The following is a 12453-nucleotide window of genomic DNA, read 5'->3' as shown; positions in this document are numbered from 1 at the left end:
TAGAGCATACAACACCTGCGGCAAGTTTATACTTCTTATACTGCCTTACCGCAAAGTGGTTCGGGTTCTTCTGCTCCAGCTCCTCAAACAGCAGGTCAACCGCATTTTTGAAATTCTCATCATCTTCCCTTGCTTCACTGGCATCCACCAGATCAATCAGCATGGAAAAATTCTGTTCTTCCTCCGGTGCTTCGTACCAGATATATGCGATCAGTGCCGTATAATAGAGCTTTTCGGCTTTCACCCAGAAATCCTCAGAGGCTTGCTGTCCTTCCCCTTTGGTATTTACAATGATTGTGTTTACGAGTTTCAGAATGTCCTTTTCGCTCCGGATGTAAGCGAAAGGGTTGTAATGCATTGATTTTGCAAAGTTAATGGTATTAAGCACCTTAATCCGGTAATCATTCTTAGACAGCATCCTGCCGCATTCGACCAGCACAGTGCCTTTCGGATCAGTGACCACATAGGAACTGTGCATCTGCATAAGGTTCGGCTTCACAAAAAAGCGTGTCTTACCGGAACCGGAACCACCGATCACAAGAATGTTTTTATTCCTTGCATACTTCGGCTGCTTTGGTCTGCCGGACATCATAAGACGCTCCGTTGCCGTTAAAAGCACGTTGTTTTCAAATACCGGATCGACATAAGGCTCTATGTCTTTGGCAGTTCCCCACCTTGCCGAACCGTATTCTACTCCCTGCCGGAATTTCTTTGCATTTTTCGCTTTATAATATACTACCATACGAAATCCTATCCCACATCCCACGCCAACCAGTAAATCTCTCGGCATAAAACTGGGAAACGGGTTTGCAAACGCACCTCCCATCCCATTGATCGTGTCCAACACCTTCTGTAACGTGTTATCTCCTGCCTGCTGTCCATACAGCCATGAAACCTTATTAAAGACATATCCAAATATCACATAGGGAGCACATTTGAGGGCAAACTGTTTCCCATTTACCCCTCTGCACTTTTCTTTGACAGTTTTCGGGATTGACTGCAAATCCTTTACAATCCCGTCAATGACCTTGCTTATAGGCTCTGTCCCCTGTCCTTGTTTTTCTCTCTGCTCCGCTCCCTGTTCTTGTTCTGTGCGATCATCTTCTGAAGTCCTTTCAGTTTCTGCCGTAACGACGGACGCTGTTGCTTTTTCTCATTAACTTTTACAAATTCCTTGAACGCCTGTGCAATCACATCGGCATCCTTACCCTTAAAAAATACAAGGTATTTTGGCGGCTCCGTGGTCTTATCCCGCTTTACAGCGAAATCTACATTGTACTTTCTCGCCACACGCTCAAAAGCCTTAATGTTATTATCCGTGACCTCTATGGACTTCGCACCCGCTCCCTGACCTACCAGCTTTTTCACCGGTATTTTCCCGTGGGAAGGCTCTTTATGTTTCTGATGCTCCAGATACATCTTCATCGCCTTCTGGAGAACACTTGCGGTCAGTTTGGATGTCTTGATTGCAAGGGCAATCGTTTTTTGTGTTGTTTCCTCCTGCACAGTGTACCTCCTTCCTTATCTGCACCGATTGGATTCAAGGTGGAACCAACAGCCTGTGGATCTGTATTTTCATTCCCATATCTACAATTCCTCTCCTTCCTCATGTTCCCTGTCCCACCAGTTCAGTTCTTCCTCATAAAAATCATCCAAAACAGATCTGATTTCTTTCTCCTGCTTTTTTGCCTTCATGACATCCCTCACTGCCTTTACGACAACTGCCCCTACTGCAATCGCAATCAACAAATTCTTTCCATTTTTTCTACTCATTTTTGTTCCTTTCCACTTCTGGACGTTGTGACCAGAAGTTGTTGCAATAAAAAAAGGCAGCTACAAAATCTTTCGATCTCATACCTGCCTTAACGCTGTTACTTTTTCACTATCCTATAAAAATTGTATAGAGCTTAGCTTCAATCTCTCCGTCCCGCAGCACCACATCATCCAATAACAGACAATGTGCCAACACCTCTACATCCTCCATATCCATAAGCCGATTAACCACCTCATTCCCTTTGTCCGGTACTTTGGCTGAACATACAGCAAAATCCCGCCTAGCTTCCCTGCAATACTTATATAACCCCAAAATATACTTGTTTGACATAATAAATCCAAACGCTTCATTCTTCTGATACGTCATCTTGTGTGTATTCCATTCTTCCTCCGGCAAAGAAAAGTAACACCTTGCCGTCTCGACATAGCAGTCTCCCTGATAAGTCGGCTGTAACTTTTTCTCCTGCCGCAGCATCTGATGATAGATTTTCTCCCTGTCAAAAACACTTCTTGCCCTTGTAAAATCCGGTGTTTTTCCTCTCATAAACGTATAGACATTATTGATTATGGTCTTGTCCGCCAATGCCTTATATTCCCCCACTCTATGGAGATACTGCAATACCTCTGTCAATTTCTCTTTTGATGCGATCTCCTGATAACAGGTTGCGTCCAGTTCAATCCTTTCAAATTGAAGCGGTGTACTGCCTTTCTTAATCTCCCGCTCCATAATCCGTTTCGTATCACGCATTGATTCCATTTTATTTCCTTTCCACTTCTGGACGTTGTGACCAGAAGTTATAAAAAGGCAGTTACAAATCTCTCGACTCATAACTGCCCTATTGCTATTTTTACCTAATACTTATATATTCCCTTTTCTTCTCTTTCGTCCAATTTTTAATTGGTGCCACCCGATTTAGTAATGCAACCCCATGTCCATGTTTCCCAGAAATATATTCTTCAAACCATTTTATACCTGGTGCCACACCATAACTTCCCTCTATTTGATAATCAATAAATCTAAGTTTATTAGGAATAAATTCATAATTGTTCCGATAATCTAACATAATTGAACGAGCATCATTTATAACAATTCTGTAATCAGCATCATATAATAAAAATGCCAGTTCCACCACTGCATCTCTTTCAAGTCCCTCCAACATTAACTTTGCAGGGTAATTAAAGAAAATGGTAATCTGTATCAATTCCGTTTGAAAATCCTTAAACATTTTTAATGCAATATACTCTGTATTCTTACACTCTATATCTAATGTGTTTCCTTTGGCTACATTCTCATTTCTTGAGAGAAAACATAGGTTATTTATATTACAGTTAAAACCATCTCCATCCATGTGGTCAACAACAAAATTATCTGCTGTCATAGTATCAAGAATTTCCTTTGTATACCACTTTTCCATAATATATCTATGCAAATATCCCAATTTTGCATTGTAAAAGTATTTTCCGTTCTTTCCCCATGTGACAGACATCAATTCATCACGATAATCATCCCGTATAGATGCAACCGCATGAAACATACCATCTGCAGTGTGTATTCTAACCAGATCACCACTTATATCAAAACTATTATTACTCATGAAATATTCTCCCAATCTTTTAAGATAAGACCAATTATAGCATAAACGGGCTATTTTTTACATCTTACAAAATTTAGTATTTCGATAAATATACTTGTAATCTTAATAATAATAATTCCTCCGCCTATCACACCTCCAATGATACAATTTAATGCCAGAATTCCTATATTCCCAGCAATACCAAAGTTCTTCGGCACAATAAACATACACATTTTTCGGATACCATAGGGGCATCCAATCATAATCCAGTAAAGGAAAAAATCAAAGCCATCTGCCCTTATGCAAATCCAATAACACATATTCATCCACGCTGCAATCACAAGCAATGGCAGTATCACCTTAAACAATACCCTTTTCATGCCAACCTCCCCCATACATATCATGCTGCACTTCCTGTTGATAAAAATGACTTATCGTAGTGGGTGCATTATAAAGTGCCGTAACCATATATGCCTTGATATTTGTGATTTTAGTGGTGGTATTCTGCATACAGCCAATCACATATTCCAAATGGCTGCTTTCCAGTTTCAAAAACCTTGATTTCACAAGCTCATACGGATATTCTTCTCCTGCTACCCTGATTGTTGGACGCTTCACGCAGACTACCTCACAGATTACCTGGAACAGTTCATCGTAAAGCTCTCTCTTTCCATAACCATCATAATGCATATGGTGATCGTAACTGATATTTTCTTTGATTAGCTCTATGTATGTCTGGACATCATCCATCACATCCATCGTATCCTTTTTCCCTGAATCAGATTGAATGATAGGATTGATATAACTCTCCTCAGTATAGTTTAAATCCGTCTGATTATAGTTAGTATAATTAGGGTTCGATTCTCCGACTTCTTGAGGTTCGATTTCCTGACTTCCAGAGGTCTGATTTTCCGACTTCTTGAAGTTCGATTTCCGGACTTCCAGAAGTTCGATTTTCCGACTTCTTGAAGTCTGATTTTCCGACTTCTGTGATTTTATCAGTGTTTCCAGACTTTTTTTCATCTACATTTTCTGCCAGAGAAGCAAAGTTCTTCACATATATGATGTCCGGTTTGCCCAATCCTCTACGCACTTTCTCTACCAGACCAATTCCCTTAACAGAATCCAGCTCTGCAAGAACCTTAACCGCCTTTTCCTTTCCACACCCCAAATCTTCCATAATACTGTCTATGGTGTATATGATATATGCCCGGTTATCCTCATCGAACCATTCATTTTTCATAGATAAGGACATACGATCAAGCATCAGACCATATAAAAGTTTTGCATCGCTGGATAATTTCTTAAATCTTTCATCCTTGATCAGTAGGCGAGGAACACGATAGAATGAAAACTGTTCTGCTTCTATCCCGTAATAATAATCCAGTTGTAATATTCCACTCATTCCCGGCTCCTCCTTTCTACTGCGTATTCTTCCAATTCTCCAATAACTGATAAATAATGTTCTCTATTTGCTCCCTGCTGTATGTCGCAGGAAAATAATTGTTAATGCGCTGTGCTTTTATGATAACCTTTCGCTCCACAGGTTTTTCTTTTTCCAACAGCATACGAACCATCGGAAAGGTAAGTTCCCCTTTTTTGTCACTTTCCTTGAGCATGGCACTCTGCTGAGTTGTGATAGCAATATTTGTTTCCTGTATTGCAACCAAAACCCATTGCTGCGCATCCTCTGATAAAAATGATAAATCAACCGCCTGCATGATACCGATTTTCTTTGCGTCCACCATATCAAGCAGCGAATCCGACAGGCGTGAAATCCATATATATCTCTGAACCGTCTTTGCACTCTCTCCCGCCGCTTCTCCCAGTTCTCCGAGTGTAAGTCCGCCTTCCTTACTTCCCTGATGCTTCATTGCATCATATTTCATTCTGTATGCCTTTGCTTTCTCACTCGGAAGAATATCCTCCCTCTGAATATTAGAATCTACCATGATAATCGTAGCTTCATCATCCGTATAATCACGGATGAACATCGGCATTGTAACAAGTCCGACAAGCTCACAGGCGTGTCTCCGGCGGTGTCCGGCAATAATCTCATAACCGCCATCTTTCATCGGTCTGGCGATGCCTGGCATCAACACTCCATGCTCCCTGACGCTTTCCACCGTTTCCTGCATCTTTTCATCATCCAGTACCTTAAACGGGTGTCCTTTGAACTCATGCAGTTCTGACAATGCGATTTCCTGTACCTGCTCTGTTCCTGTCTGTGGCTGCTCCGTTCCAAATAAATCATCAAAACTGCTCAGCTTTACCTTTGCGGCACTCCCTTTCTTATTCATCTGCAAGCACCTCCTCTGTCAATGACTGGTAGGCACTTGCCACTTTTCCATTCGGATCGTGCTGATAAATGCTCACACCTTCCGCAGAAATCTCAGCAGCTCTTACCGACATCGGGATACTTTCTTTGAATATCTTCACCCGGCTTCCATAGTTCTCGATCAGCAATATACTGATGTCCTTTGCATAATTGGTACGGTTATCAACCATTGTCAACAAAATACCCTCTATTTCCAGTTTCGGGTTGATCTGACGCTTTACCTTTCCAATCGTCTTAATAAGCTGCTCCAGACCTTTTACCGGCAGATATGCCGCCTGTACCGGAATCAAGATACTGTCTGCACAGGCAAAGGCATTTATCGTAATCATACCGAGTGATGGCATACAGTCAATCAGAATGTAATCGTAGCGGTCTTTCTGCTGTTCTATGTAAGTACGAAGTACCGTTTCCCTGCTCATAACATTTACGAGCGAGGTTTCCAAACCGGAAAGCTCAATATTTCCTGGCATGAAGTCTATCCCTTCCTCATGCTTTAAAATGCCATATTCAGGGCTTTCTTCTTCATCATTGATAATATTTGACATAATGGTGGCAAGCGTGATTTCCAGTCTGTCCGGCTCCTGTACCCCAAGACTTGCCGTAAGACTTCCCTGTGCATCTGCATCTATCAGCAAAACTCTCTTTCCCTGTTTTGCCAGTCCGATTCCTAAATTGCTTGTTGTGGTGGTCTTTCCAACTCCACCCTTCTGATTTGCAATTGCTATAACTTTACACATGATAAAATTCTCCTTATTCTCTACTATTGATTTTTCACATTACTTTTCTGTACTTCTGCATAAGCTCTGTAATATTTGCTTGTTCCTTTGTTGCTATAAAGCTCTGATATTTCTAATACTTCAATTTTAGGATGACGCTGTAAAATTTTCTGAAACCATACAATGTCATTCTTTGTTCCCATCAATCTGACTTTTAACATTAGTCTGTTCCTCCAAATAAGGCATACAGTTCTCGGTTATAGGTCGCATACTCCGGATAGCGGATCTGTATCGCCTGCCAAAAGAAAGGTGCATAGGCACAGCAGAACAAGTCCTCCACTGTATACTGCCTGCACTCGTTTACCTGTTCCTCTGTTTTTGTGTAATCATCTACACTCGGTGTGCCGTTGCAATACAGGTTAAATGCCATTCGCACCACCTTCATACTGCCACTGGTCTGCCAGCCTTCATGCAGACACTCAGTTTTTACACATCCCGTCTTAAAATCATAGATGCTATTGATATTTCTTCTCGTATCATCACTGATACCAAGGCAATAGCAAAGTGCCTTGTGGTACACATCCTGATAGCGTACCTCTTTTAATTTTTCATAGTAGAATTTTTCATGTGCTTCACTAATAAAATTGATTGTCTGTTTCTTTTTGTTTTCTGCTCCTAACGCTGTACTGTTCATAGTGAACCTCCTTTAAAAAATTTTTATTTTGCATATAAAAAAGGACTAAGTCCTTTTTAAGCCATAGCTTTAAGGATTTAGTCCTAATCGAGAGATATAAGAAAGGGAAGCATTACGCTTCCCTTTCGAGTTATATATAGATTTTGCAAACAATATCTTTAAATCGGTTCGCTTTCGTGTACTCAGCATGATATTTCATGTACTCATTCACATCATCCCTTGTAACAATCAGCGTTGTGAAGTAAAAATATTTACGCTCTTCTACTTTCCTGCATTGGCAATTGCAGCCTGTGCTGCAGCCAGTCTTGCGATAGGTACACGGAAAGGTGAGCAGGATACATAATCCAGACCAATCTTGTGGCAGAACTCTACGGAAGAAGGATCTCCACCGTGCTCACCACAGATACCAACGTGCAGCTTAGGATTTACAGGCTTACCAAGCTTGATAGCCATCTCCATCAGCTTGCCGACACCGGTCTGATCCAGCTTAGCGAACGGATCGTTCTCGAAGATCTTGGTGTCATAGTAAGCGTTCAGGAACTTACCTGCATCATCACGGGAGAAGCCGAAGGTCATCTGGGTCAGATCGTTGGTACCGAAGCAGAAGAAATCGGCTTCCTTAGCGATCTCATCAGCAGTCAGAGCTGCTCTGGGGATCTCGATCATGGTACCTACTTCGTACTTCATGTCGATGCCTGCTGCTGCGATCTCAGCGTCAGCGGTCTCTACTACGATCTTCTTAACGAACTTAAGCTCCTTCACTTCACATACCAGAGGGATCATGATCTCAGGCTCTACATTCCAGTCGGGATGTGCCTTCTTAACCTCGATTGCCGCACGGATAACAGCCTTGGTCTGCATCTTGGCAATTTCAGGATAAGTAACAGCCAGACGGCATCCTCTGTGACCCATCATAGGGTTGAACTCATGCAGAGAAGCGATGATGGTCTTGATGGTCTCTACGCTCTTGCCCTGTGCCTTAGCCAGCTTCTCAATGTCAGCTTCCTCGGTAGGAACGAACTCATGCAGAGGCGGATCCAGGAAACGGATGGTAACAGGGTTGCCCTCCAGAGCCTCATACAGCTGCTTGAAGTCGTTCTGCTGATAAGGCAGAATCTTCTCCAGTGCTGCTTCTCTCTCCTCTACAGTGTCGGAACAGATCATTTCACGGAATGCTGCGATTCTGTCCTCTTCGAAGAACATATGCTCAGTACGGCACAGACCGATTCCTTCAGCGCCCAGCTCACGAGCCTTCTTAGCGTCTGCAGGAGTATCTGCATTGGTACGAACTTTTAACTTACGATATTTGTCAGCCCAAGCCATTACACGGCCGAACTCACCGGCGATGGTAGCATCAACAGTCTTGATCTCGCCATCATAGATGTTACCGGTAGTACCATCGATGGACAGCCAGTCACCTTCATGGAAGGTCTTGCCAGCCAGAGTGAACTGCTTGTTCTCCTCATCCATAGCGATATCGCCACAACCGGATACACAGCAGGTACCCATACCACGAGCAACTACTGCTGCGTGAGAGGTCATACCACCACGAACGGTCAGGATACCCTGGGAAGCCTTCATACCGGTGATATCTTCAGGAGAGGTCTCCAGACGAACCAGAACAACTCTCTCTCCTCTTGCATGCCATTCTTCTGCATCTTCTGCGGTGAATACGATCTTACCACATGCAGCTCCGGGAGAAGCACCAAGACCCTTGCCGATAGGAGTTGCAGCCTTCAGAGCAGCGGTATCGAACTGAGGATGTAACAGAGTATCCAGGTTACGAGGATCGATCATTGCAACTGCCTCTTCCTCGGTTCTCATGCCCTCATCTACCAGATCACAAGCGATCTTCAGAGCTGCCTGAGCGGTTCTCTTACCATTTCTGGTCTGTAACATGTACAGCTTACCATGCTCAACAGTGAACTCCATATCCTGCATATCTCTGTAATGATCTTCCAGAGTCTTACATACTTCCTGGAACTGAGCAAATGCCTCAGGGAATTTGTCAGCCATCTCAGCGATCTTCATAGGTGTACGCACACCTGCTACTACGTCCTCGCCCTGTGCGTTGGTCAGGAACTCACCGAACAGGCCCTTAGCACCGGTAGCCGGATCTCTGGTAAATGCAACACCGGTACCACAGTCATCACCCATGTTACCGAATGCCATAGACTGAACGTTAACAGCAGTACCCCAGGAATAAGGGATATCGTTGTCACGACGATAAACGTTTGCACGAGGGTTGTCCCAGGAACGGAATACAGCCTTGATAGCGCCCATCAGCTGTTCCTTGGGATCATCAGGGAAGTCTACACCGATCTTAGCCTTGTACTCAGCCTTGAACTGGCCAGCCAGTTCCTTCAGATCATCAGCAGTAAGCTCAACGTCCTGCTTAACACCCTTCTTCTCTTTCATTGCATCGATCAGCTGCTCGAAGTACTTCTTACCTACTTCCATAACAACGTCGGAATACATCTGGATAAATCTTCTATAGCAGTCCCAAGCCCAACGAGGGTTGCCGGACTTCTCAGCGATTACGTTAACAACGGTCTCATTCAGACCAAGGTTCAGAATGGTATCCATCATACCGGGCATGGATGCTCTCGCGCCGGAACGAACGGATACTAACAGAGGATTCTCGTGGTCGCCGAACTTTTTGCCGGTGATCTCTTCCATCTTAGTAATGTACTCGTTGATCTGACCCTGGATCTCTTCATTGATCTCGCGTCCATCTTCATAATACTGTGTACATGCCTCTGTTGTAATGGTGAAGCCCTGAGGAACCGGCAGACCAATATTGGTCATCTCAGCCAGGTTCGCACCCTTACCACCAAGCAGTTCGCGCATGTTTGCATTACCTTCGGTAAACAAATATACCCATTTCTTCATACTTCTTTGTCTCCCTTTTTATAATATTTTTGACAAAACTTTGTAACCCAAACCATTACCGGAGCATTTCGGCCTCGGTTTTTAGTACTTTGATATTGTAACAATCTACCAATATAATATCAAGCCGAAATTGATAATTTTTTGACAGACTACCGATTTTCGTGCATAATGTTGAAAATAGCTATTGTGTTTTTGTTTGTTTTGTCTAGTACTTTGGTATTATGTAACCGCTTACATTTGTTCAACTTTCTTTACATGCTTTTTACAGAAGCTTTTTGCATAAAAAAGAATATCGCTTGCGAGATTCTCCGCCTGCGGCGGGTCGCTTTTGCGACATATTTCATAACCGCCGCAGTGCGAAGACTCCCACCGGATTTTTCCGGTGGGAGTCTTTGCACTTTTATTCCATATACAATTCTAATCCAGCATGCCGTCTTTGATCACATTGTGGTCACGCAGCAGTTTTTCCACTACAGTGCCCTTCACTACGCGAAGCAGCGGCTTCTTCAGTGCATTTAAAGGTCCGGGCAGTTCAATCTCCAGAGGAGACATGCCATCCATCAGCTTCACGCTGCTGTCCAATAACTCTCTGACATCATATACACTTCCCCATACCTCAGGCACACCTCTGTCTACACCTAACAGTCCGTAGACAGCCTCCATAGCGGTTCTCACGGAATACTCTGTGGTGAACACGGTGTCTCTCGGGGTCTCTGCAAACTGGCCTAAGAAAGCGAAGTTCACACAGCCGTCAGGAATGACATCGGGACGGTCACCCTTGGTTCTGGGCATGAAGAATGCGGTAATATAAGGCATCATGGTAGGTACGCAGACTGCGCTGTGCTCTGCCAGATCCTCGATATCTTCTACGGGCACACCTAAGTGATACAGCCACTCTTCGGTGATCTCTTTACCGGTACAATCCTTCATGGGCTTCTTAATATAATCGCCGGGTACGTCGGTAAACAGACCGTATACCCATACACATACCTGATTTTTGTCCTGTTCCTTGAACTGTCCCTGACGGTTGATTGTCCAGCTCATGAGCCACTTGGAATCCTGGCAGCTTACGATACCGCCGGTTACGACCTTACCGCTTCTGGGGTCTCGCTTGCAGATATTGGTGATATAAGGAATGATCTTGTCATCCAGTGTGGTCACGGTAGCGGATTCCCAGTTAGTCTTGGAGACATCAGAACAGAACTTCTCGGGATGTCCGAAGGAAGGATCCTGTTTTGCGATATTTTTCCACAGGCTCCATACGCCGCTGGTGCGAACCTCCGCGTCACCGTTGGGTGCATGGTTCTGGTCACCGTAGATAGTACCCTCGGTACAGCTTCCGTTGGTAACGAATACCAGGTCGTTCTCGGTGAGGACAATGCCCTTCTCTACACCTTTTACCTTGCACTCGATAGCCTTTGCCACCTTTTTGCCGTCATTGATATCAAAAATAACATTTGTCACTTCGGTGTTGAACTGGAAGTCCACACCTGCTGCCTCCAGATACTTCTTCATGGGAAGGATCAGAGACTCGTACTGGTTGTACTTGGTGAACTTCAGGGCACTGAAGTCAGGCAGTCCGGAAATATGATGGATAAATCTTTGGAAGTAAAGCTTCATTTCCAGTGCGCTGTGCCAGTTCTCGAAAGCGAACATGGTTCTCCAATATAACCAGAAGGTGGAGTTAAATACTTCATCATCGAAAACATCTTCAATGGTCTTGTCATACAGATCCTCGTCCTTTGTCATGAACAGCTTCATGATCTCCATGCAGCCCTTCTGGCTTAGATTGAATTTGCCATCGGTATGGGCATCCTGTCCACAATCCTTCGTTGCACGGCACAGAGAATAGTTGGGATCTTCCTTGTTCAGCCAGTAATACTCATCCAGCACGCTGGCTCCGGGTACTTCCAGAGAGGGAATGCTGCGGAATAGATCCCACAGACATTCAAAATGGTTCTCCATCTCACGTCCGCCACGCATGACGTAGCCTCTGGCAGGATCAAAAATACCGTCACAGGCACCGCCTGCGATATCCATTGCCTCTAAGATGTGAATATGGGAACCGGGCATCTGTCCGTCACGTACCAGGAAGCACGCTGCTGCTAAAGATGCCAGACCGCTGCCTACGATGTAAGCGTTCTTCTCGTCCACTCCTGCGGGCTTCTTAGGTCTTGCGAAGGCTTCGTAGTTACCGTTGGAATAATAGATGCCCTTACTGTTCTTGTCGTATCTTCCAAGCTCGGTATTGCGGTAGTCTTTCTTGGCTGCCTTGACAGCTGCCTTTCTCTCCTCTTTCTTCACCTCTGCCTTATGTCCCTTGGTTACTGCTGCCACTGCGCCTGCACCTACTGCCAGCGCTGCCAGTCCCAGTCCGATATTATTCTTTTTTGCCATAATGATTACCACCTTTCTTTGATGACTCTCAAATGTTTTTCTGTTTACAAATAGTATCCTACTTCTTTT

Annotated in this window: 14 protein-coding genes; all 14 read right to left on the bottom strand. The window is 44.0% G+C overall.

Annotated elements, in window-relative coordinates:
• A partial coding sequence (locus ACLTOH_RS12920) for a type IV secretory system conjugative DNA transfer family protein (RefSeq protein ID WP_412224225.1) occupies window positions 1–1015 on the bottom strand: 1015 nt, incomplete at its 3' end.
• Between the two features lie 17 nt (window positions 1016–1032).
• Window positions 1033–1506 carry a PcfB family protein gene (locus tag ACLTOH_RS12915; RefSeq protein ID WP_412224224.1) on the bottom strand — a complete coding sequence of 158 codons (474 nt, stop codon included), beginning with the start codon at window positions 1504–1506 and terminating at the stop codon, window positions 1033–1035.
• An 81-nt stretch (window positions 1507–1587) separates the two neighbouring features.
• A complete protein-coding gene (locus ACLTOH_RS12910) occupies window positions 1588–1773 on the bottom strand; it encodes a hypothetical protein (protein ID WP_118413480.1) in 186 nt (61 codons plus the stop codon).
• 109 nt (window positions 1774–1882) lie between these two features.
• Window positions 1883–2530: a hypothetical protein gene (locus ACLTOH_RS12905; protein WP_412224223.1), complete on the bottom strand. Its 648-nt coding sequence runs from the start codon at window positions 2528–2530 to the stop codon at window positions 1883–1885.
• Between the two features lie 91 nt (window positions 2531–2621).
• Window positions 2622–3368 carry an HNH endonuclease gene (locus ACLTOH_RS12900; protein ID WP_412224222.1) on the bottom strand — a complete coding sequence of 249 codons (747 nt, stop codon included), beginning with the start codon at window positions 3366–3368 and terminating at the stop codon, window positions 2622–2624.
• A gap of 50 nt (window positions 3369–3418) precedes the next feature.
• Window positions 3419–3727 (bottom strand): DUF6050 family protein, encoded by a 309-nt coding sequence (locus tag ACLTOH_RS12895; RefSeq protein WP_412224221.1) that lies wholly within the window; start codon window positions 3725–3727, stop codon window positions 3419–3421.
• The gene (locus ACLTOH_RS12890) at window positions 3708–4106 is read right to left on the bottom strand and encodes a DUF6017 domain-containing protein (RefSeq protein WP_412224220.1); all 399 of its coding nucleotides are present in this window, start codon (window positions 4104–4106) and stop codon (window positions 3708–3710) included. The genes ACLTOH_RS12895 and ACLTOH_RS12890 overlap by 20 nt, the downstream gene beginning before the upstream one ends.
• A gap of 91 nt (window positions 4107–4197) precedes the next feature.
• Window positions 4198–4752: a replication initiator protein A gene (locus ACLTOH_RS12885; protein WP_412224219.1), complete on the bottom strand. Its 555-nt coding sequence runs from the start codon at window positions 4750–4752 to the stop codon at window positions 4198–4200.
• Between the two features lie 16 nt (window positions 4753–4768).
• Entirely contained in the window at window positions 4769–5647 is an 879-nt protein-coding gene (locus ACLTOH_RS12880; RefSeq protein WP_412224218.1) for a ParB/RepB/Spo0J family partition protein, read from the bottom strand.
• Window positions 5640–6422, bottom strand: coding sequence for a ParA family protein (locus ACLTOH_RS12875; protein WP_412224217.1), 783 nt, complete (start codon window positions 6420–6422; stop codon window positions 5640–5642). Before ACLTOH_RS12875 ends, ACLTOH_RS12880 begins: the two co-directional genes overlap by 8 nt.
• Before the next feature lie 23 nt (window positions 6423–6445).
• The gene (locus ACLTOH_RS12870) at window positions 6446–6622 is read right to left on the bottom strand and encodes a hypothetical protein (protein ID WP_022036316.1); all 177 of its coding nucleotides are present in this window, start codon (window positions 6620–6622) and stop codon (window positions 6446–6448) included.
• A complete protein-coding gene (locus ACLTOH_RS12865) occupies window positions 6622–7095 on the bottom strand; it encodes a DUF6075 family protein (protein ID WP_412224216.1) in 474 nt (157 codons plus the stop codon). Before ACLTOH_RS12865 ends, ACLTOH_RS12870 begins: the two co-directional genes overlap by 1 nt.
• A gap of 261 nt (window positions 7096–7356) precedes the next feature.
• Window positions 7357–9987 carry a pyruvate, phosphate dikinase gene (gene ppdK / locus ACLTOH_RS12860; protein ID WP_412224215.1) on the bottom strand — a complete coding sequence of 877 codons (2631 nt, stop codon included), beginning with the start codon at window positions 9985–9987 and terminating at the stop codon, window positions 7357–7359.
• Window positions 9988–10404: 417 nt separating this feature from the next.
• Window positions 10405–12384: an oleate hydratase gene (locus ACLTOH_RS12855; RefSeq protein WP_118668238.1), complete on the bottom strand. Its 1980-nt coding sequence runs from the start codon at window positions 12382–12384 to the stop codon at window positions 10405–10407.
• Window positions 12385–12453 lie beyond the last annotated feature (69 nt).

Origin of the sequence: Waltera sp. (assembly GCF_046969025.1) — a bacterium.
GTDB classification, from domain to species: Bacteria; Bacillota; Clostridia; order Lachnospirales; family Lachnospiraceae; genus Acetatifactor; species Acetatifactor acetigignens.
This window is presented reverse-complemented; position numbering and strand designations above follow the sequence as displayed.